Source organism: Acinetobacter junii (assembly GCF_018336855.1).
GTDB lineage: Bacteria > Pseudomonadota > Gammaproteobacteria > Pseudomonadales > Moraxellaceae > Acinetobacter > Acinetobacter junii.
Map to the genome: position 1 here is coordinate 2,191,520 of NZ_CP059558.1, position 23,273 is coordinate 2,214,792.

Below are 23,273 nucleotides of genomic sequence, written 5' to 3' on the forward strand. Positions count from 1 at the left end.
TCAAAATGATCTTAGTTTATTTTGAGAGTTTTTTATTTACATAGGATAGTAAATCTCATTTGCAGCCTTGAAGGTATTTACATGTAATGGTACCAAATCCTCTAATTGTTGATATCCACCAGCCAAAACAAACAAAATTGGGATTTTCATTTTTTTTGCCATATCAAAAACCAAATAGTCTCGAGCATATAACAATTCTGTCGTAAACCATTTAGACCCATACTTATCATGCTGATGGCAATCCATCCCTGCTTGATAAATAATTAAGTCTGCTTCCCAACGTGAAGCGTATTGAAATGCCTCATATACAGCTTCACGATATAAATCAAAATTCCCTTGTTTAGGATGTATATAGCGCGTCAGACTACGCTCACCAGCTTTACAACCAAATCGAATCCCAAAAATTCCAAAATTCACAAGATTACTCATGCGGTTAGTAAAAATGGCAGTACCATCACCACCGTGTTGGTCACAATCCAAAATAAAAATGCGCTTTTCTGGATATTGTTTTGCCACCAATGCTAGACCATTAAAAGTACAATATGCAGCACCCGACTCATAACTAGCATGATGAAAACCTTGGGCGATATTGGCTGCCACACCCTCTTTAAAAGCGATCTCAGCAGCAACCAACTGTCCTGCTTGCACTGACAAAATTGCATCACGCAATTGTTCATTCCACGGTTTAAATCCTTGGATAGTTGCGAAAGAACTTTCACCTGTTACAAAGGCGTCAACAAACTGAGGGTTGTGTAACTTTTTTAAAATCTCAACATCTATTATTCCAGGATCAACAAATTCTACCATTTGTTGCTGGTGCAAGACCTCCGCCACAGCTGAAAGCTTCTCCATACTGTTAGTATGTGTCTTTGCGTAATATCGAGGTGAATAACAAGCTTTTAGCATGGATGCTCTACGCATAACTGATCTCGAGCAATTTCCATCAATTGACTCAATTCAGTTGAATCAGGTCTAAATAGCCCATTATCGACTTGTTGCTTGAAATGATAACCAAAGGCGCGCGCTCGATTTTGAGGAGATACAGCTAATGTCGTCAGTCTTAAAAACCAAAAACCATTCATCTGAGAAATCGGAATCACATAGCCTTTATATTGCTTATTCTTTGATTTTTCTAAGTTCTCTATCTCATATTGCGCAGAAAACAAACTCCCTGCTGGTAACCGTACACCATTCATGATCAAAGGAACTAAACTGATACAGGAATGATTATCACCCATATTCATTTTTTCCATCATTATCGGTTGATCATGTGCATCTACAAAAATATTTATCTCGCCTTGTCTAAGAAGTCGATGATGTGCAATTCTTAAAAAGAACTTCTCCGCCATAGGACAGGAACCTACTTTAGGCTTCTCGGTCAGCGCAAGACATTCGATCATATCTAAGACTGTTGAATCTTGTGGAAGAATAATATCTGCAAGTAACTGACATATCAGTATACTTTCTTCTAACTCTGCATATTGATGTAGTGTTCTTAATTTCGATTGAAAATCATATTCTTGTTGTAGGTTTTGGGTAAATGTTTCTTGGGGATTCAAACGAGTTAAACTCTCAATCACTTGTGGATTTTGATCCAAATTGCGCCATGTAGATAACTCCAAACCATATGACGAAGATTGATTTAAAATATTTCTTAGTGCTTTGGTATCGTAGTCATCAAAAATGCGTAAGTCTTGAAAGCCAATTAAATCACGTGGTTGTGAAACAAACTCCGCTATTACCCGTGTGGCTTGTGTATAACCACATCCCCGTCTTTCAGTTTGATGGCTGAAATGTTCATTCAACATTTCAGTGAGTTTTGCTGATAAGGGATGCAAATATTTTTTAAAAATAGTGACAACTTCATGATCAACTAATTCAGACATAGTACCCCCTCATTCTTCTTATATCCCACAAGCACCACTTCATCCCTTTCATATATTCATAATTATTTATTTAGATATATTAGCTCGAGTTTATTATTCAAATATCGAGTTTCCGCTCTTTGTCAAAGCCCCATAAAAATCATGATCTTATAAAGACTTCTGATCTCATATTCATGCAATTTACTACACTTGTCAACCTTAAATACAACCCTAGATTAGATAGGTCATATAATGACGTGAAAGGTCAATAAGTCACTTGATAAGCTGTTCATGCTTTTGCACTTGTCACAATTTGGACTTACACTGTTAAGTAATGATTTTCTGATTGATCTACAAAAGTTATTTTAATAACTGTTTAGGGATGGTTTATGCAATACAAAATCCACGTTATCGATGTTAAAAACAACCTAAAAAATTACATTTGGTTGTTAGAAGATACACGTACAAATGAAGTGATTGTTGTAGATCCAACAGAAGCGAAACTAGTCACGGATTTTTGTGAAACACATCAATTACACCTTAAACAAATTTGGCTGACGCATTGGCATCCAGACCATACAAATGGCGTAGAAGGCTTGTTGGCTGAGCAAAACATCTTGGTTTATGGTCCGCGCGATGAGCTCAGTAAAATTCCCTATATTTCAAACCCTTTACAGCATGATTATCATTTTTTCTTTAATGATTTAAAAATTGAAGTGATTGCAACTCCTGGGCATACTTTAGGTCATATCACTTATTTTATTGAAGAAATAGATTCTTTGTTTTGTGGAGATACTTTGTTTGCAATGGGATGCGGTCGCTTATTTGAAGGTACTGCTGAGCAAATGTATCATTCATTAAATAGATTGGCAGCTTTGCCTATTCAGACAAAAGTATATTGTACTCATGAATATACACTTTCGAATGCTGAATTTGCGTTAACCATAGAACCTCACAATGTTGCTCTTCAAGAACGTTTCGAGCAAGTCAAAATGCTAAGAGAATCAGATCAAATCACTCTACCCTCTACAATAGAACTTGAGCTAGAAACTAATCCATTTTTACGCACAGAAAATGCTGAAGAGTTTGCCCGCATTCGCAGTCTTAAAGATCAATTTTAAAATTTTAGGTTAATCAATAATTTCATTTTCCTACCTAGCCACATTGTGGAAAATGAAATTATTTTTTACATATATTTTCACAGATTTATTGCTTTTCAGCTTATCAAATATCACTTCAATAATTTATTTTTTCAATATAATACAATTATTTATTTTTAAATTCTCAAAAATTAGTATTAAAAATTTACTCTAGTTTTACATTATTTACATCTAGAAAAATAAATATATGCAATCCCCCTTTAAAAAAAATTCATCAACCCCTATTAATGAATAATGATTCACAAGGAGTACTGGTTATGAAAAACAGAGTTGTTAAAGCAAAAAATTTATTGGCTTTCCGTATTTGGTTAGAAAAATTAGGTTATTCGGTGAAAAATTTAGCAGACAATCGCGGGTTCACTTTCAGTTTTAAAAAAGAATACGGCTTGGTTACAGGTGACTTATCAGGAAATGCTTTAGCAATGCAACTCGGTGAAGAATTTGAAGACCATTTAAAAGCATAATGTTCATACTAATTATTTAGGGTTTCAAACGGACATGAAACCCTAAAGCATAAAAGAGACCTAATCAAACTTTGCTTTTTTAATTTCAATCTCTCACTTTATAACCATCTCTCGAAAAAATAACATTGGAACAAAACAGTTTTCCAAGTATTATAATGTCCTAGTCGAGGGATGCTGCGACATTTGATTTATGACTATAAATCACATGCCAGGCTCGACGATCGGTTAAACATTCGTTTTAACCAACAACGGCATCCGCGAACTGAATGATCAATACTATTTTTTCTAGGAGATCCTGATGAACGCGGTGAATGCTTCATTTACAGATTATAAAGTTGCTGATATTTCCCTTGCTGACTACGGTCGTAAAGAGATCAAACTTGCTGAAGCAGAAATGCCAGCTTTGATCGGCTTACGTAAGCGTTATGCAGCTGCTAAACCACTTGCTGGCGCTAAAATTTTGGGTTGTATTCATATGACAATCCAGACAGCAGTTCTTATTGAAACTTTGATTGAACTCGGTGCGGAAGTTCGTTGGACTTCATGTAACATCTTCTCAACACAAGACCATGCTGCTGCTGCAATTGCTGCTCGTGGTATTCCTGTTTTTGCTTGGAAAGGCGAAACTGAAGAAGAATATGTGTGGTGCTTAGAACAACAAATCAATGTGAACGGCAAGCCTTGGGATGCCAACATGATTTTGGACGATGGCGGTGACTTGACTGCACTTGTTCATGACAAATACCCTGCTCTTTTAGAGCGCATCCACGGTATTACTGAAGAGACCACAACAGGTGTACAACGTTTGTTGGAAATGTGGAAAGATGGTTCTCTTAAAGTTCCTGCAATCAACGTTAATGACTCGATTACTAAGTCTAAAAACGACAACAAATATGGTTGCCGTCACTCATTAAATGATGCAATCAAACGTGCAACTGATATGTTACTTTCTGGTCGCCGCGCTTTAGTGATTGGTTATGGCGATGTAGGTAAAGGTTCAGCTCAGTCTTTACGTCAAGAAGGCATGATTGTTCGTGTGACAGAAGTAGATCCTATCTGTGCAATGCAAGCATGTATGGATGGTTACGAGGTTGTTTCTCCATATAAAAATGGCGTTCAAACTGGCAAGAAAGAAGACATTAACCAAGACTTGTTATCAAATACCGACCTTGTTGTCACAACTACTGGTAATTACCACGTGTGTGATTCAGCAATGTTAGACAGCTTAAAAGCTGGCGCTGTGGTATGTAACATTGGTCACTTTGATACTGAAATCGACACGGCATACTTACGTGGTTATAAATGGGTTGAAGTGAAGCCTCAAGTTCACCAAGTGTACCGCTCAGAAGATGAAAATAACTATCTCATCCTTTTATCTGAAGGTCGTTTAGTGAACCTTGGAAATGCAACAGGTCACCCATCACGCGTTATGGATGGTTCTTTTGCAAACCAAGTGCTCGCACAAATGCATCTTTTCGCTGAGAAATTTGCAGATTTACCAGCTGATCAAAAGCAAGCGGCGATTCGTGTTGAAGTTCTTCCTAAGAAATTAGATGAAGAAGTCGCAGCGGCAATGGTTGCAGGCTTTGGTGGTATAGTAACTCAATTAACTCAAGTTCAAGCTGATTATCTTGGTGTACCTGTTGAAGGTCCATTCAAATCTGACGCTTATAAATACTAAGAGAATTAGGGCAGACGTTTCACGGACTGCCCTTTTTTATAAAATCTTCTCAGTAATTTATAAAAGGATTTGAAATGACGAAACGAGTGCCTATTTCTTTCGAGTTTTTCCCACCGAAAACTGATGCTGGTGCAGAAAAATTACGTGTTGTTCATCAAGAGTTACAACTTCTCAACCCTGAGTTTTTTTCTATTACTTATGGTGCTGGTGGCTCAACCCGTGAACGTACTTTAGCAGCGATTAATGATTTTAATGGTAAGGGCACACCAGTTGCACCTCACCTTTCTTGTATTGGTGACGACAAAGCACGTATTGCTGAACTTCTTGATCTTTACAAATCACAAGGAATTGACCGCATCGTTGCACTAAGAGGTGACTTGCCTTCTGGTCAGGTTGGCTTAGGTGAACTTCCGTATGCTCAAGACTTAGTTCGATTCATACGTGAACATTCAGGTGATCACTTTCATATCGAAGTTGCTGCGTATCCTGAAATGCATCCACAAGCTGAAAGTTTTGATGCAGACATCCAACGTTTCGTCGAAAAAGTACAAGCAGGTGCAAATGCAGGTATTACCCAATTCTTCTTTAATCCTGATGCATATTTCTATTTCATCGAACGCTTAGCGAAATTAGGAATTAATATTCCTATCGCACCGGGTATTATGCCGATCACAAATGCAAGCAACTTGATTCGTTTTGCGGATGGTACAGGTGCAGAAATCCCACGTTGGATTCGCAAGCAACTTGCAGCTTATGGTGATGACAGCGCAAGCATTAAAGCATTTGGTCACGAGGTCATCGTTAACCTTTGTGAACGTTTAATTGCTGGTGGAGCACCTACGCTACATTTTTACTCAATGAACCAAACTGAACCAACCCGACAACTTGTTGTTGATTTAGGTTTAAACTAATTTCTACGAGCACGACCCAAGCATGAATCGTTTTTATATCGAAACTGAACTAAATACTGGCAACACGATTGAATTAACTGAGTCAGTATTTCATCATTGGGTTCGTGTACTTCGTGCGAAAGTGCAAGAACAAGCCATCTTTTTTAATGGAAATGGTGGTGAATATCGTGTAACGCTAACTGAAATTAACAAGAAAAATGCTTTCGTATCTGTTGATCATTTTGAAGAAATCGATCGAACTGCACCATTCAAGGTGATTTTGGGTCAAGTGATGAGCAAAGGTGATCGCATGGATTATGCGATTCAAAAAGCAACTGAACTTGGTGTGACAACGATTCAATTATTAACCAGTGATCGTTGTGAAATGCGTCTTAAATATGACCGTGATCAAAAGAAATTAGACCATTGGCAATCAGTTGCAGTCGCAGCCTGTGAACAATGTGGAATGAATATTGTGCCTAAAGTTTTAGCTCCAATTTCAATCGAGGAATGGATTCAAACAGATCTGCCAATATCGCGTTTTGTAATGGCGCCGAACAAAGATCAGAAAAATGTATTACTAGATGCACAACCAGAACTCGCTTTATTGATCGGCCCAGAAGGTGGTCTGAGTGAATCAGAAATTGGGCTATCGAATCAACATGGCTTTGTAAATTGGTGTATCGGAGATCGTGTTCTAAGGACAGAAACAGCTCCGGTCGTGGCTTTATCAATTTTAAATTATCACTTTGCTAGCAATTGATTCATTTCATTTGCTTTCAGTTGTCTTTAGCGTTAATTTAAAACAAAACTCTATAGTGTTTACAAAAAAATAAAGACTGTGAACACTGATAAAAAACGAAAAGGATTATTCTTTATATGTCAGGGGTTCTGGAAAAAAATTTGCCACAATTTATATATACGGATCAGATTAATTATCCTAACCATATACGTCTATTTGTTGTAAGCGTAATCTTCATTATTTTAATCGATTATTTTTTATTCGGTTTTTTCTATTCATTTGATTTAAACATCTTCTCTATTTGGACGATAAGTTCACTAATTGTATTAAGTATTTTTTTAATTATCTGCAACTTCTCGCTTAAACATTACACATCTGTTCGTCATGCTAAAAAAACCAATCTGACTTTTCAACTGATTTGTCTTTCTATAGGTAGCTTACTGGGTGTAGGCAGTGTGGTTATTAGCCAACTGCTTATTAAAGATGTTCCCCATCTCTCACATTCTCACATTCTCACATTAACTGCACTACTCCTCACTTCATCACACATTATTTCGCTGACCTTTTTAACTCAGCATATTCGTTATTTTTTCTTGTTTTTTATTCCTAGTGTTTTCCCTCTTGTTCTTTCTCAGATTATAAACAGAGACCAAGAACATACTTTGTTTTATGTAGCCTATTATTTTTCTTTTGTTGCAACTTTATTATGTGCACATGCAACGTTCAAAATTCATAAACGTTTCTTTCAAGTCCTTGAAAAAAATAAGCAACTGATAGATGTTGCAGAACAACATAACCAATGGACTGAAGAGCTATGCCAACAATTGCAGCGAGAAGTAAATAAATCTAAAGATATCGAGGCACAACTGCAATTCAACAACCATTTATTGGAACAGAAAGTACGTGAACGGACATACGATCTTACTAAGATGAATGAGCGACTCGAAGAGCATCGTCAAAATTTAGCATTTGCGCATGAAACTGCTGGAATCCGTCCATGGGAATGGAATCTTGAAAAGAATACGGTTGGTGTAACAAATTCTCACCAAAAAGAAGTGACACGCAATTCAGAGAATCATTACGAACTATTGAGTAAAATCGTTCATCCTGATGATGCTGAACGTGTAAAAAATACGATATATAGTCATTTGTGTGGTCAAACCAAACGTTATGAAGAAACCTTCAGAATAAAACGTTCGAATGGTGATTGGAGTTGGATTCATGATGTTGGTCAGGTGATTCAGCGAAATCCAAAAGACGGTACTCCACTAAGAATGGTTGGTATTCATCGAGACATTAATCAAGAAAAGAAAGATCAAGAACGACTAAAATTAGCCGCAAGTGTTTTTGAACAAGCATCTGAAGGTATTTTTATTCTAGATGAAAACTTTAACTATCTTGAAGTCAATCCAAAATATGAACAACTTACTGGTTTAGACAAACAATATATTTTGAATAAACATTTATTCGAAATCACCAAACAGACGAAACAACATCACTTAAATTTTCATCTCTCTATTCTCGATACTTTACATGAAGAATTTGAATATGAAGGAGAGTTCCAAGAAACTTATCTATCTGAAAAATCTTGTTTTCTTTGGATACACATCAATGCAGTTAAAGATGAGTCTGATCGAGTATTAAATTATATCGGTATCGTTTCAGATCAAAGTGAACGTAAACACCAAGAACAACGCTTATCATATTTAACCAATTATGACACTTTAACTGATCTACCAAATCGCTTTTATTACCATCAACAACTCCATCAATACTTAGTAAATGAAGCATCGATTCAGCATCTAGCCGTCATTCGCTTAAATATAGATCGATTCCGTGCATTAAATGAATTATTAAGTAATCAAGCTGGTAATGAGCTTTTAAAACAAGTTGCACAACGCCTACGAATCAGCAATATAGATGCATTATTGGTCGCTCATTTAAGTGCTGATGATTTTGCAATCATCTATGAAATGTCCCCTTTGCACCCTCCAATTCATCAAATTTGCAATAATATCGTGGAAGCCTTTAGCAAACCTTTCTACATTGCCGATCAAGAACATGTGGTTAGTATTTCGATTGGTGTTGCAATTTACCCTGAACATGGACGCCAAGTAGATAATTTAAATACTCATGCAGAACAAGCACTCACAGAAGCCAAACGTTTAGGTGGAAATACCATCCGTTATTACTCAAGCGAACGCACAAACTTTGTGGCTAAACATACGGATTTGGAACTTGATCTAAGAAAAGCAATTCAAAATAAAGAACTTGTGGTGTATTACCAACCAAAAATAAATACTCAAAATTCCAATATTACAGGTTTTGAAGCTCTGATTCGTTGGAAGCATCCAACAAAAGGCTTAATCATGCCTGATATCTTTATTCCACTTGCTGAAAGTACAAGTCTAATTTCTGATATTGGTCGTTTTGTACTTTATGAAGCGGCACGTCAACTTCAAGTTTGGCAAAAACTTGGCTTTGTCCACATACACGTTGCTGTAAACATTGTTGCTCAACAAATCTTGCGGGGACAATTGCTTCAAGATATTGATGCTGTGTTAGATCAATACTCAATTGGTGGGGAAAATCTTGAATTAGAAATCACTGAATCTGCGTTTTTAGAAAATACTGAAAACGTAAAAATGGTGCTTTGTGCACTCAAAGAACGCAATATTTCAATTGCATTAGATGACTTCGGGACTGGTTATTCTTCACTCGCCTACCTAACCGAATATCCAATTGACATTTTAAAAATTGACCGTGCATTCATTTCAAAAATTGGTGATCCAAAGCAAGATGCGATAGTTAATGCCATGATTGCCATGGGTAAAACCATTGGCTTAAAAGTTGTTGCTGAAGGTGTAGAAACTGAACAGCAACGTGACTACTTGAAGCGACAAAATTGTGACATATTACAGGGTTACTTATTTGCAAAACCTTTAACTGCTTCGCATGCTACAGACTACTTGCAACAACACATGAGAATGTCAACCGCGAGATATTCCATATAACGTTACAATTCGAGCTTTTTGAATGTTTATTTTGATCAAAAAATAAATTGTCAATAAGCATATACGTTCAGTGAAAATAAGCTATTTTGACTGGGCGAATGCGTGAACTAGTGCTATATTCTTGTGCACTTATCTTAATATAATAATCAGACATATATCCTGATTATTATCGGAACAATCGAGACTCAGATGGACGATCAATCTTTAAAACAAGCCGCTTTGTATTACCATGAATTTCCAACTCCAGGAAAAATCAGTGTGACACCTAGCAAGCAGCTCGTTAACCAACGAGATTTAGCGCTTGCATATTCTCCTGGTGTTGCTGCTCCATGTTTGGAAATCGAACGTGACCCTTCTGCTGCTGCGAAATACACAGCTCGCGGAAACCTAGTCGCAGTCGTGAGTAATGGTACGGCCGTGCTTGGTTTAGGTAATATTGGTCCTCTTGCCTCTAAACCTGTAATGGAAGGTAAAGGCGTTTTATTCAAGAAGTTTGCTGGCGTTGATGTTTTCGACATCGAAATCGCTGAAAATGATCCAGATAAAATCGTCGATATCGTGGCATCTCTTGAACCAACATTTGGTGGTATCAATCTAGAAGATATCAAAGCACCTGAATGTTTCTATATCGAGAAAAAATTACGCGAACGCATGAAAATTCCTGTGTTCCATGATGACCAACACGGTACAAGTATTATTGTTGGTTCTGCACTTCTAAATGCATTGCAAATCGTAAATAAAAAAATCGAAGATATTAAAATTGTCGCTTCAGGTGCGGGTGCAGCTGCCCTCTCTTGTTTAGATTTATTGTGTGCACTCGGTGTAAATAAACAAAATATCATCGTAGCTGACTCTCGTGGTTTGCTTACAACTTCACGTGATGGTCTAGATGAATCAAAGAAACGTTATGTACAAGACATTCAAGCAACGCAATTACATGAAGTAATGGCTGGCGCTGATATGTTCTTAGGTCTTTCAGCAGCTGGTATTTTAACCAAAGAAATGGTTAAAGAAATGGCTGAAAACCCAATTATCTTTGCTTTAGCTAACCCAGATCCGGAAATTTTACCTGAGCACGCACATGAAGTTCGTCCTGATGTCATTATGGCAACTGGTCGTTCAGACTATCCTAACCAAGTAAACAACGCGCTTTGTTTCCCATATATCTTCCGTGGTGCACTAGACGTCGGTGCAACTACAATTAATGAGGAAATGAAGATCGCATGTGTACATGCAATCGCTCGCATGGCTCATGTTGAAGCGGATGCTGCAACGTATGGTGAGAAATCAGCATCTTTTGGTCGTAATTATTTAATTCCTCGCCCACTTGATCAACGCTTGATTCTTGAAATTGCGCCAGCGGTAGCTAAAGCAGCGATGGATTCAGGTGTAGCGACTCGTCCTATCGAAGATTTCTCAGCTTACCGACAACGTCTTTCTGAGTTTGTATACAACTCAGCATTCTTGATGAAGCCTATTTTCTCTCAAGCTAAATCTGATCCTAAACGCATTGCTTATGCTGAAGGTGAAGACGAACGCGTATTACGTGCAGTACAAATCGTTGTTGATGAAGGTCTTGCTAAACCAATTTTGATTGGTCGTACAACTGTGATCGAAGCGAATATCAAGAAATTAGGCTTACGCTTACAACATGGCGTAAACATTGAAATCGCAGATCAAGAACAAAACCCTTTATATGAAGAGTTCTGGAAAGACTATTATCAAACGATGCAGCGCAAAGGTGTAACAGTTGAGTATGCTCAGCGTGAAGCACGTCGTCGCTCAACACTAATCGCAGCGTTGATGGTGAAGTTTGGCAAAGCAGATGGTATGTTATGTGGTACATATTCAAGCTACGATATCCATTTAGACTTCGTTAAAAATGTCATTGGACTAAAAGAAGGTCGTAGTACATTCTTTACTTTAAATGCGCTTATGCTTGAAGATCGCAACTTATTTATTGCTGATACCTATGTAAATACTAACCCTACTGCTGAACAGCTTGCTGAAATGACAATTTTAGCTGCTGAAGAAGTTCGTCGCTTTGGTATGACACCTCGTGTTGCTCTACTTTCTCACTCTAGTTTTGGTAGTGATCAGTTTGATCCAAGCGCTCAAAAGATGCGTGAAGTATTCCGCTTGCTTTCAGAACAAGCTCCTGAGCTTGAAGTTGAAGGCGAAATGCATGGTGATGCAGCATTAGATGACAATATTCGTCATTTTGCATTCCCGAACTCACGTTTTAAAGGTTCAGCAAATCTTTTGATCATGCCTAATCTTGATGCAGCGAATATTTCATTTAACCTCTTAAAAGCAACTTCTGGTAACAACGTTACTATTGGTCCTATTTTATTAGGTGCTGCTAAGCCTGTTCATATTTTAACCCCAACGGCAACAACACGTCGTTTAGTTAATATGACAGCATTGACGGTTGCAGAAATTCAACAAAGTCAAAACTGATTATCTTAAGCGAAGCTTTTCGAGAAAAGCTTCGCTTAATACTTGAGAAAACCTCTATTCTGTTGCATGATTGTGTGAAGAATAGAGGTTTTTTATGCAAGTTTATTTAGTAGGCGGTGCTGTCAGAGATCATTTACTTGGGCACCCCTATCACGAAAAAGATTACGTGGTGGTCGGAGCAACACCCGAACAATTACTCGCAGATGGATTTCAACCTGTAGGTAAAGACTTTCCTGTATTTCTTCATCCAAAAACAAAAGAAGAATATGCCCTCGCGCGTACAGAACGTAAGTCTGGCGTGGGATATCATGGATTTCAATTTCACACCGATAAAACAGTCAAATTAGAAGAAGATTTAATACGTCGTGATCTCACCATTAATGCAATGGCAATGGATGAAAATGGAAACATTTATGACCCATATGGTGGTCAAGATGACCTTAACCAAAAAATTCTTCGTCATGTCTCAGATGCTTTTATTGAAGATCCACTCCGTGTTTTACGCGTTGCAAGATTTGCTGCACGTTATACAGCTTACGGATTTAAGATTGCTGAAGAAACATTAAACCTAATGAGTGAAATCACAAATTCTGGTGAATTAGATGCACTAACACCTGAACGGGTTTGGAAAGAAACCTCTCGTGCATTGATGGAAGATCATGCCGATGTGTACTTTCAAACGCTCAAAGACTGTAATGCTCTCAAAGTTTTGTTTCCTGAGATAGATGCATTATTTGGTGTCCCACAACGCCCCGAATTCCACCCAGAAATTGACTGTGGTATTCATACATTAATGTCATTAAGACAAGCTTGTTTAGCAAATTACGCCCTAGACGTTCGTTATGCAGTACTGGTACATGATTTAGGAAAGGCGCTCACACCTGCTGAGGAATTACCAAAGCATATTATGCATGAAGAAAGAGGTTTAAAACCTGTTGGTGATATTTCTGATCGCTTAAAAGTCCCTACACAGCTCAAGAATTTGGCACTTATCGTTTGTAAAGAACATTTAAAATGTCACCAAGCCAAAAACCTTAAACCTGGCACGCTATGGCGCTTATTACAACGTTTAGATGTATTACGCAAACCTGAGAAAGTTCAGGCATTTGTACAGGCATGTGAATGTGATGCCAAAGGTCGTTTAGGTTTAGAGAATCGCCCCTATCCACAAGCCCAATACATCTTAGATGCGATGGAAATTGTGAGAAAAATACGTGCTCAAGATTTACCGCCAGATATTCAAGGTGTTGAAATAGGTGAAATGTTGATTCAATATCGCATTGATGCTTTGGCTAAATTTAAAGAACAGCATGATGAGCCATCATCTGCATCATAATTTTGCATAAAAAAACCCAGTCAAAAGTGACTGGGTTTTTTTATTTTACTGATTCAATAAAAATTATTGAGCAGCAGCAGCTTGAGCAGCAGCAACTTCATCAGCAAAGCTCATTTCAGCTTTCTTCTCAATACCTTCGCCTACTTCGAAACGAACGAATTGAGCTACAACTGTACCAGTTGCTTTTAATACATCAGCAACTTTCTTGTCGTTGTCGATAACATACATTTGACGATCAAGAGCAACTTCGTTCAAGTATTTTTCTACTGAACCAGTTACCATTTTCTCAACGATGTTTGCTGGCTTGCCAGATTCTAACGCTTTCGCTTCAGCAATTTCTTTCTCTTTAGCGATTAAGTCAGCTGGAACAGCTTCAGCATTCACTGCAACTGGGTTGAACGCAGCAACGTGCATTGCAATACCTTTACCAGTGTCTGCATCACCTGTATAAGAAACAACAACACCGATTTTTAAACCGTGCTTGTAAACAGCTAAGTTTTCGCCTTCAACGATTTGTGCACGACGAACTTGGATGTTTTCACCGATTTTTTGAACAAGCGCAACACGAGCTTCTTCTACAGTAGCACCGTCTTCAAGCTTAAGTTCAGCAATTTTTGCTGCATCAGTTTCACCAGCAGCAAGTGCAGCTGTAGCAACTTTGTCAGAGAAGTTTTTGAAGTTGTCGTCTTTAGCAACGAAGTCAGTTTGACAGTTAACTTCAACAAGAATCGCTTTGTTACCGTTTTGAATGATCGTGATCGCACCATCAGCAGCAATGTTACCAGCTTTTTTAGCTGCTTTTGCTTGACCTGATTTACGAAGGTTATCAATTGCAAGTTCGATGTCGCCGTTTGCTTCTGTTAATGCTTTTTTGCATTCCATCATTGCAAGACCAGTACGGTCACGTAATTCTTTTACCATGCTTGCAGTAATTGCAGTCATGTTGATCTCCTAAATCGGTAGAAAATAAATCTGTTCAACAAAAACGGCCCAAAGAAACTCTGGACCGTTTGCAATCTCGACGCTTTAATTTGCCACCATTACATGTCGCAAAAATGACAAGCTTGCGTCAAAACGCATTAAGCCTCAGAAGCGTCTTTCGCAGCGTCATCGCCTTTTGCTTGAGCGTTCGCTTGTGATTGAGCGTATTCTTTACCAGCAATGATAGCGTCAGCCATAGCTGAAGCGTATAACGTTACTGCACGGATCGCATCATCGTTACCAGGAATAACGTAATCTACGTTATCTGGGTTTGAGTTTGTATCAACGATACCGATTACAGGAATACCTAAGTTTTTAGCTTCTTTGATTGCAATCGCTTCGTGGTCAACATCGATTACAAATAATGCGTCAGGTAAACCACCCATGTTCTTAACGCCGCCTAAAGCACGTTCAAGCTTGTCCATCTCACGAGTACGCTCTAAAGCTTCACGTTTAGTAAGCTTAGCAAAAGTACCATCTTGAGATTGAGTTTGAAGATCTTTTAAACGGTTGATAGATTGGCGAAGAGTTTTCCAGTTCGTCAACATACCACCTAACCAACGGTGATCTACATATGGTTGACCAGCACGTTGAGCTTGTTCACGGATGATGTTAGAAGCAGCACGTTTCGTACCAACGAATAATACTTTGTTCTTTTTGCTCGCCAAGTTGTTAACGAAGTTCAATGCATCATTTAACGCAGGAACAGTGTGCTCAAGGTTGATGATGTGAATTTTGTTACGCGCGCCAAAAATGTATTGACGCATTTTTGGGTTCCAGAAACGAGTTTGGTGACCAAAGTGTGCGCCTGCTTGAAGAAGGTCGCGCATGCTTACGTTGTAATCTGCCATTTTCTTTACCTTAAAGTTTGGGTTAGGCCTCCATATATCCGCATTCTCCACCTATTGCTAGGCACCCAGAGTAATGTGACGATATATGTGCGGATTTTGTATAACTACTTATCAATTTTTCGAACCACTTCTTATTTAGAAAATAGTCACGAAAAGCATTTGATAAAATAGGCGGCTATTTATACCATAGACGCTTGCGAATTACCAAAAGTTTTTAGAGATCATGAACACGACTTATACAGCTCCTCGTCGATTAATCAAAACTCCCGATGAAATTGAAAAAATGCGCATCGCGGGGAAATTGGCGGCTGAAGTTTTAGACATGATTAAACCGCATATTAAAGCGGGAGTGAGTACTTTAGAACTCGATACAATCTGTCGCAATCATATTGAAAATGTACAAGATGCTATTCCTGCTTGTGTAGGTTATGGTGCAGCTCCAGGTCGACCTGCATTTCAACATTCAATTTGCACATCTGTTAACCATGTCGTTTGTCATGGTATTCCATCTGAAAATAAAATTTTAAAAAACGGCGATATTCTAAATATTGATGTCACAGTAATCAAAGACGGTTATCACGGCGATACCAATATGATGTATATCGTAGGTGGTGAGACGTCTATTTTGGCAAACCGTTTGTGTCAGGTTGCACAAGAAGCTATGTATCGTGGTATGGCGACTGTACGTGATGGTTCTTATTTAGGTGATATCGGACATGCAATTCAACAATATGTTGAGTCTGAGCGTTTTAGCGTAGTTCGAGAATATTGTGGTCATGGTATTGGAAATGTGTTCCATGATGAACCACAAGTTCTACACTACGGCCAAAAAGGTACAGGAATGCGTTTAGAGGCTGGTATGACCTTCACCATTGAACCAATGGTGAACGCTGGTGTTTGGCAAACAAAATTATTAGGTGATAAATGGACTGTTGTCACAAAAGATCATAAGTTGTCCGCACAATATGAACATACTATTTTAGTAACTCAAACTGGTATTGAAGTCCTTACCGCTCGTCCAGAAGAAGATTTATCTCGCTTCATGTAAGCGATTTCTTTGTTTCATTTAAGCTACTTCGGTAGCTTTTTTTATGCTTTTAAAAAAGTAATTAGTTAATTGAATTAAACAAAAAACATTCATAAGAATAACAATTATAAATTTTAACTAAACAAACTATTTAGTAAAAAACGCTATCTTTTGAGAATAAAAAGTTTCAATAAATCGGACATGGAGTCCTTCTGATGAAAAAACACAAGCTTTACCTTTCCCTAAGTTTAGGAGTTGCTAGCCTATTACCTACTGTTAGTTTTGCTGAATCATCTTATTTTAGTCTAAAAGATGGTGATGGTTTTAAACGCTTTTCCATTTCCGCAGGTTGGTTACATGCTATGCCTCAAGGAAGTGCCAATCCAGTCAATATCAATACCAGCGTAGCTGAAGGAACATCATCTAAGGTTGGAGAGGTGTCTACTAGTACAGTATTAGAAGCAATTGATCAAAGCAAATCTGCTGGTAAATTTTGGCATAATATTATAAGTATAATCGATAAATCTACAGATACCCTTCCTCCATCATTAGCTGGCACAGCGGAAATTAATGGTTTATCTCATTGGCAGAGTCAAAGTACTGGACTAGAAGCAGATAATGTCGATACCGTTGGTATAATGATGAATTATCATTTTTCCGATAACCTTTCTTTAGAGATAAAAGCAGGTATTCCGCCTAAAGTAAATATTCAAGGTAAAGGTGATATTTACGCTCCCCTTTCAGGGAAAGCTACACCATTAAAAGATGGTTCAATTATCGGAGGAATCATAGGTAATGCTATCGCTCAAGTTGGCGGTGATATCCCTTTAAAACAAGACATTCATATCACTGATCTGACACAAGGTGGTAAAGCAGCAACAGCACGGGCGTGGTTACCTGCCGTTGAACTACACTATCAGTTTGGAAAATCTGGAGTAAATAAATTTCGTCCTTATGTCGGTGCAGGCGTGATGTATGCCTATTTTAATGACTTAAAAATGAATTCTGGTATTGAGTCTGATCTCATCAAAGCAGGTCACATGATTCAAAATATTCACGATGGACAAGCAGGTGCAGCATTGGATGGAAAAACATCCTCAGCTGATCCTATTGTTAAACTCGAAGCAACAGATACTTTTGCCCCTATCGTAACTTTAGGAGCAACGTATGACTTTAATCCAAATTGGTTTGCTGTTGGTTCTGTTTCATATTCAAAAATGAATAATGAAGCCAGAATTTACGTAACTGATAAAAATACAGGTAAAGAGCTTATTCGAGCTAATACCAAAATTGATATTGATCCACTTATCACTTATGTCGGAGTCGGTTATCGATTCTAAGATGAGTTACGTATAAGAGCAGCTTCGGCTGCTTTTTTATTTTCGCCATGTTTTAAAACATTATGAAGAATAATTGCGCACACAAAAAAAGCCATTTCAGTGCAATTTCTGATAATAGAATTAAACATAACTCATACATAAGATTGCGCTATTTTTTACCTAAACAAAAAACACAATAGATTTTAATTATAAAAATTTTATTAATTATAACTTTAAATTATTCATTTGGTTGAAAATAATTTCTGGCATGACACTTGCTATATATCCTTCATGATGAATCAACGTAGATTCACAAAATTTTTTGTTGACGGCCAACGATGTCCGTTCTGTTCGATGTGCTCTCGCAAATATTGCGAAGCAAAAAATTAATAACGTTCAGTTCAGGAGAAGGCTATGTCTTCAAATATGAATTTAGATGCAAAAAAAGCGACTGAAATAAAATTATTCAGCTTTTCCACTCCTGCGATGCGCGCCTTCCATATGACATGGCTTGCATTTTTCGTGTGTTTCTTCGCATGGTTTGCATGTGCGCCATTAATGCCAGTCATTAAAGGGGAATTTAATTTAACCAAAGATCAGATTGCAAATATCAATATTGCGGCTGTTGCCATCACTATTCTGATTCGCCTAATCGTTGGTCCACTTTGCGATAAGTACGGACCTCGTAAAACATACACTGCATTATTAATCTTGGGCAGTATCCCAGTATTTGGTGTTGCAGCAGCAAATACCTATGAATCGTTCCTCTTCTTCCGCCTTTTAATTGGTGCAATTGGTGCGAGCTTCGTTATCACTCAATACCATACCAGCGTTATGTTTGCGCCTAACGTTGTCGGTACAGCAAATGCAGCATCTGCGGGTTGGGGAAATGCAGGTGGCGGTGCAACACAAGCAATCATGCCGTTAATTCTCGGTGCAATTGTGATGTTTGGTGTAGAACAAGCAATGGGCTGGAGAATTGCACTGCTTGTACCTGGCATTATGATGGTGATTGTTGGTGTACTGTATTGGAAACTTACTCAAGACTGTCCACAAGGTGATTTCAAAGAATTACGTGCGAACGGTGTCGAAGTTGGTAGCGGTAAAAAAGGTGGAATGGCGATTTTAATGCAGGCAGCACGTAACTACCGCGTTTGGATCCTATTTGTCTCTTATGCAGCATGTTTCGGTATCGAAATCTTCATTCATAACATTGCAGCAATGTACTACGTCGACCACTTCAACATGGGTTTAAAAGAAGCAGGTTTAACTGCGGGTATCTTTGGTCTTCTCGCACTATTCGCTCGTGCACTTGGTGGTATCGTATCGGATAAAGTGGCACTTACTAAAGGATTAGATGGTCGTACAAAAGTTTTATTCATCCTGATTTTACTTGAAGGCTTGTTCCTCATTTTATTCTCTCAAATGAATACAATTGGTTTGGCAATCATCACGATGACTGTGTTTGCATTATTTACACACATGTCATGCGGTGCGACATATGCCTTAGTACCATTTATTGATCGTAATGCTCTTGGTGGCGTAGCAGGTATTATTGGTGCAGGCGGAAATGTGGGTGCAGTCGCAGCAGGTTTCTTATTAAAAGGCTTACTTGATGTTCAAACTTGTTTGATGATTTTGGGATGCCTTGTGACTGTAGCTGCATTCACTGTCGTTCTCATTCGCTTCTCAGTTGAACACAAAGACAAAGAAAAAGAATTATATGAACAAGCTTTGCTTGAGCGTAATTTAACAACCTAAATGCATACTTTTAGAGGATGAGGCTTTCTCATCCTCCCTCTCTCCAAATTCAAATACTTTATAAAGGATACTGCGATGAATAAATTTTCGTATTCATTAATCACGCTTGCATGTTTATCTACCCTTACTTCAGCATCAGATGATTTTTTCTCTCAAACAAAACTTAGCTTAGATACTCGCTTACGTTACGAGCTTGTTGATCAAGATAATACGCTCAAAAATGCAGATGCATGGACATTACGTATTCGTCCTACAATCCAAACTGGCTCATGGTACGGTCTAAGTGCATTCGTTCAAGGTGAAGGTACAGTCGAGATTAATGATGAATTTAATAGTACTCGAAATAGTCAAACTCAATACAGCACTGTTCCTGATGCTGAAAACTTGCAACTCAATCAAGCGTATTTTAAATATGTTTACAACCCTAATTTTGATTTAACCGTAGGTCGTCAAACAATTAATTTAGATAACCAACGTTTTGTAGGTGCAGTTGCTTGGAGACAGAATGACCAAACCTTTGACGCTGTAAGTGTGAACTATAAACCTTGCAAAGAATTTGGATTATTTTATTCATATATTGATCAAGTTAATACAATTTTTGGTAGTGAAGAACCTGAACCTAAGTTCATTCAAGCCCAAGCGAGCAAACAAGAAAGTAAAATTCATTTGATTCAAGCCAAAATGAATTACACCCCTCTTTTAAATGCCGTGGTTTATGGTTATTTGATGGACTTTGAAGATCTTGCTGCATGGTCAAATCAAACCTATGGTTTGAGAGTGACAGGTAAGAAAAATGACTTCAAATATTCAGCAGAATATGCAAATCAAACAGAATATGCAGACCAACCAACAGATTATGATGCTGACTATTATGCTCTTGAGCTGGGTTACAATATATCGAGTCAATCAACAACTATTGGGGACATTTCGATTGGTTATGAAGTTCTTGGTAGTGATGATGGAAAAATTGCATTCCAAACACCATTAGCAACCAAACATAAATTTAATGGTTGGACGGATATGTTCTTAACGACGCCTGCCAATGGTTTGAAAGACTTGTACATCACATCTAACTTTAATATTTTCAGCAAAGGGAAACTGGGTACGGAATTGCATCAATATCGAAGCGAGGAAAAGAATATTGATTACGGTCAAGAATATTCAATTTCTTATAGCCATACCCTACCAATCAAAGGTTTATCTGCTCTAGCAAAATATTCAGACTATCAAGCAAATGATTTTGGTGTTGATACACAAAAATTATGGTTACAGGTCGATTATAAATATTGATCAACAACCATTCACTTTAATCCCGTGAAATTGAATGCACTTAATCATTTCATTTGACTCACTTTATTAACCAAGGTGCAGAAATTGAAAAGGTTAAGTTGCGATGAAATGTCATCAAAGCATCAAAAAACTGTCATCAAAATATAAGAATTGACTGGTTAAATAAAAAATAAAAAAGCTTAAAAAAACTAAAAAGCTTGCTGATTGACCTTCAGCAAGCTTTTTTCTTTGATTAACGTTTTGGTAATGGTATGTACTGTGACTGAGCATTTTGTTGAACTTTTCGCTCACCAACTTTCACTTGCAGCGTTTGTTGTTTTCCATCACGCTCAACGATCACATTAATGATGCTTTCAGGTGCTTGTAATGCAACATAATTAATTAAGTGAGATGCGGATGTAATCTGCTCATTATTCACTTGAATAATTTTATCATTACGCTTCACCCCTGCTTCATCCGCTGGTCCACCACGTAAAACATCTGCAACAACAACACCTACAGATTTGGCTGCTAATACATCTTGCTCGACAGTGTTCGGAATTAAGCTAATACCTAACCAACCACGCACAACACGCCCATCTTTCAAAATTGAATTTAGAACTTGTTGGCAGACATTTGCAGGAATCGCAAAACCAATTCCAAGTGATCCACCTGATTGCGAGAAAATAGCGGTATTTACACCGATTAAATTACCAGCAACATCAATTAATGCACCGCCTGAGTTACCTGGGTTAATTGCAGCATCTGTTTGAATAAAGTCTTCGTAGGTATTAATACCAAGATCAGAACGACCAGTTGCAGAGATAATCCCTTGAGTCACGGTTTGCCCTACACCAAATGGATTGCCAATTGCGAGAACGACATCACCGACTTCATTACCACTCAATTTGAATGGCAATACAGGAAGCTTATCCAACTCAATCTTGATCACAGCTAGATCTGTATCAGGGTCAGTGCCGATCACTTTCGCTTCTGCACGACGACCATCGTGCAAAGCAACCACAATATGTTCAGCCTGAGCGATCACATGATTATTCGTCAGAATATAACCGTCTGCACGAACGATTACTCCAGAACCTAAACTATTTTCATTCTGTGGTTGTTGTGGCACCTGATTACCAAAAAACTCACGAAATACAGGATCATTGAGCAATGGGTGATTCAACTGTTTCACTTTTTGTGTAGTAAAAATATTGACTACAGCAGGTGCAGCAACTTTAACTGCAGCACTATATGAAACAACGCCACCAGCTCGTGTCGTATCAATCAGAGGTTCAACTTTTTCAGCAGGCATTTTTACACCATCAGCTGCAACTGTTGGTTTAGGTTGATGAAATCTCTGCCAAGCCAGAAAACTAAATATAACAAGAATGAGTAATACCCAAGGTAACCATGTAAATGCACGGCGCACGTCTATTATCCTCTAGGCGAAATTAGTTTATGAGTAAGTAAAATATTGATGAACTAGAAATTTCTATCATTGTAAAGTAAATACCTTAAAATCAATGCAAAAGTTAAAAAAGTTTTGTCTAGCTTTAGTTACATTTAAAAATATGTTTTTATTATTCACAATGAGCGTGTTAACAATCTGAGGATAAGCATGGCTAATTTGCATGAAATTGTGCAATGGTGTAATCAAACTTTAAAAACCAACGAATTTAAAGACTATGCTCCTAACGGCTTACAAATTGAAGGTCGAACTGAAGTTAATAAAATTCTTTGCGCTGTCACAGCATCTGAAGACGCAATTGATGCAGCAATTGAGCAAAATGCAGATGTTTTGCTCGTACATCATGGTTACTTTTGGAAGGGCGAACCATATCCAATCACAGGAATGCGTGGAAATCGAATTAAAAAATTAATCCAAAATAATATCTCTTTAGTGGCTTACCATTTACCTTTGGATTCACATCCCACGCTTGGTAATAATGCCGCAATTGCAGATTTAATTGGTTTAAACCATTTGGAAGCTTTGGATCCATTTGAAAAGCATCCAATTGGCAATATTGGCTACCTAGAAAGTCCATTAAGCACTGAACAGTTCCAAGAAAAGTTAAAAAATATTTTTGATTTTAATATTCTCCATTTACCTTGCAGCAAGAACACTATTCACAAGGTAGGTTTTTGTACTGGAGGCGCTCAAGACTTCATTGCAAAAGCAGCTGAAGCCAATTGTGATGCATACATATCTGGTGAAGTCAGCGAACGTACTTTCTACGAAGCAAAAGAGCAAAACGTCCATTATTTTGCATGCGGTCACCATGCAACAGAACGTTATGGCGTTCAACGTTTAGCTAAGGCAATCGCAACACAATTTTCAGTAGAAACACATTATTTTGAGTTAAACAACCCGATTTAATTAAATTGAATAATCCGATTTCATTTATCGTTTTTAATTGAACCTTTATTGTATATCGTTCTTTAAAAGACTG

General features: G+C 37.8%; 18 protein-coding genes. 13 read left to right on the top strand and 5 right to left on the bottom strand.

Annotated features, from left to right (window positions below):
• Window positions 1-36: 36 nt before the first annotated feature.
• Together H2677_RS10350 and H2677_RS10355 are read right to left on the bottom strand one after the other, a co-directional pair.
• Window positions 37-906 (bottom strand): arginase family protein, encoded by an 870-nt coding sequence (locus H2677_RS10350; RefSeq protein WP_212639606.1) that lies wholly within the window; start codon window positions 904-906, stop codon window positions 37-39.
• Window positions 900-1,886: a hypothetical protein gene (locus H2677_RS10355; protein WP_212638487.1), complete on the bottom strand. Its 987-nt coding sequence runs from the start codon at window positions 1,884-1,886 to the stop codon at window positions 900-902. The genes H2677_RS10350 and H2677_RS10355 overlap by 7 nt, the downstream gene beginning before the upstream one ends.
• A 368-nt stretch (window positions 1,887-2,254) precedes the next feature.
• Between H2677_RS10355 and gloB the strand changes: the two genes are divergently transcribed.
• The 8 genes from gloB to H2677_RS10395 all read left to right on the top strand — a co-directional run bounded on the left by gloB (window position 2,255) and on the right by H2677_RS10395 (window position 13,612).
• Window positions 2,255-2,986, top strand: a complete 732-nt coding sequence (gene gloB / locus H2677_RS10360; protein ID WP_212638488.1) for a hydroxyacylglutathione hydrolase — start codon at window positions 2,255-2,257, stop codon at window positions 2,984-2,986.
• Between the two features lie 296 nt (window positions 2,987-3,282).
• Complete coding sequence (locus H2677_RS10365) at window positions 3,283-3,489, top strand: hypothetical protein (RefSeq protein WP_004676939.1); 207 nt, start codon at window positions 3,283-3,285, stop codon at window positions 3,487-3,489.
• Between the two features lie 298 nt (window positions 3,490-3,787).
• A complete protein-coding gene (ahcY, locus tag H2677_RS10370; protein WP_212638489.1) occupies window positions 3,788-5,170 on the top strand; it encodes an adenosylhomocysteinase in 1,383 nt (460 codons plus the stop codon).
• A 74-nt stretch (window positions 5,171-5,244) separates the two neighbouring features.
• Window positions 5,245-6,081: a methylenetetrahydrofolate reductase [NAD(P)H] gene (metF, locus tag H2677_RS10375; RefSeq protein ID WP_129263326.1), complete on the top strand. Its 837-nt coding sequence runs from the start codon at window positions 5,245-5,247 to the stop codon at window positions 6,079-6,081.
• 22 nt (window positions 6,082-6,103) lie between these two features.
• The gene (locus tag H2677_RS10380) at window positions 6,104-6,823 is read left to right on the top strand and encodes a 16S rRNA (uracil(1498)-N(3))-methyltransferase (RefSeq protein ID WP_212638490.1); all 720 of its coding nucleotides are present in this window, start codon (window positions 6,104-6,106) and stop codon (window positions 6,821-6,823) included.
• Window positions 6,824-6,939: 116 nt separating this feature from the next.
• Window positions 6,940-9,816 (top strand): bifunctional diguanylate cyclase/phosphodiesterase, encoded by a 2,877-nt coding sequence (locus H2677_RS10385; RefSeq protein ID WP_212638491.1) that lies wholly within the window; start codon window positions 6,940-6,942, stop codon window positions 9,814-9,816.
• 189 nt (window positions 9,817-10,005) lie between these two features.
• Window positions 10,006-12,276 (top strand): NADP-dependent malic enzyme, encoded by a 2,271-nt coding sequence (locus H2677_RS10390; RefSeq protein ID WP_004912297.1) that lies wholly within the window; start codon window positions 10,006-10,008, stop codon window positions 12,274-12,276.
• Window positions 12,277-12,370: 94 nt separating this feature from the next.
• Complete coding sequence (locus H2677_RS10395; RefSeq protein ID WP_212638492.1) at window positions 12,371-13,612, top strand: multifunctional CCA addition/repair protein; 1,242 nt, start codon at window positions 12,371-12,373, stop codon at window positions 13,610-13,612.
• A 63-nt stretch (window positions 13,613-13,675) separates the two neighbouring features.
• On the opposite strand, the gene tsf is transcribed toward H2677_RS10395, so the two are convergent.
• Both tsf and rpsB read right to left on the bottom strand, forming a co-directional pair.
• A complete protein-coding gene (gene tsf / locus H2677_RS10400) occupies window positions 13,676-14,554 on the bottom strand; it encodes a translation elongation factor Ts (RefSeq protein WP_004955180.1) in 879 nt (292 codons plus the stop codon).
• A 137-nt stretch (window positions 14,555-14,691) separates the two neighbouring features.
• The gene (gene rpsB / locus H2677_RS10405; RefSeq protein WP_004912304.1) at window positions 14,692-15,444 is read right to left on the bottom strand and encodes a 30S ribosomal protein S2; all 753 of its coding nucleotides are present in this window, start codon (window positions 15,442-15,444) and stop codon (window positions 14,692-14,694) included.
• A 223-nt stretch (window positions 15,445-15,667) separates the two neighbouring features.
• Between rpsB and map the strand changes: the two genes are divergently transcribed.
• The 4 genes from map to H2677_RS10425 all read left to right on the top strand — a co-directional run bounded on the left by map (window position 15,668) and on the right by H2677_RS10425 (window position 20,841).
• Window positions 15,668-16,492: a type I methionyl aminopeptidase gene (gene map, locus H2677_RS10410; protein WP_004912307.1), complete on the top strand. Its 825-nt coding sequence runs from the start codon at window positions 15,668-15,670 to the stop codon at window positions 16,490-16,492.
• A 194-nt stretch (window positions 16,493-16,686) separates the two neighbouring features.
• On the top strand, window positions 16,687-17,811 hold the full coding sequence (locus H2677_RS10415) for an OmpW/AlkL family protein (protein ID WP_212638493.1): 1,125 nt from the start codon (window positions 16,687-16,689) through the stop codon (window positions 17,809-17,811).
• A 393-nt stretch (window positions 17,812-18,204) separates the two neighbouring features.
• The gene (locus H2677_RS10420; protein WP_004682636.1) at window positions 18,205-19,551 is read left to right on the top strand and encodes an MFS transporter; all 1,347 of its coding nucleotides are present in this window, start codon (window positions 18,205-18,207) and stop codon (window positions 19,549-19,551) included.
• Between the two features lie 75 nt (window positions 19,552-19,626).
• A complete protein-coding gene (locus H2677_RS10425; RefSeq protein WP_212638494.1) occupies window positions 19,627-20,841 on the top strand; it encodes an alginate export family protein in 1,215 nt (404 codons plus the stop codon).
• 232 nt (window positions 20,842-21,073) lie between these two features.
• Here H2677_RS10425 and H2677_RS10430 read toward each other — a convergent pair whose 3' ends face one another.
• Window positions 21,074-22,252, bottom strand: coding sequence for a trypsin-like peptidase domain-containing protein (locus tag H2677_RS10430; protein ID WP_039047493.1), 1,179 nt, complete (start codon window positions 22,250-22,252; stop codon window positions 21,074-21,076).
• 189 nt (window positions 22,253-22,441) lie between these two features.
• Between H2677_RS10430 and H2677_RS10435 the strand changes: the two genes are divergently transcribed.
• Window positions 22,442-23,200, top strand: coding sequence for a Nif3-like dinuclear metal center hexameric protein (locus H2677_RS10435; RefSeq protein WP_212638495.1), 759 nt, complete (start codon window positions 22,442-22,444; stop codon window positions 23,198-23,200).
• The last annotated feature ends 73 nt before the right edge of the window (window positions 23,201-23,273 follow it).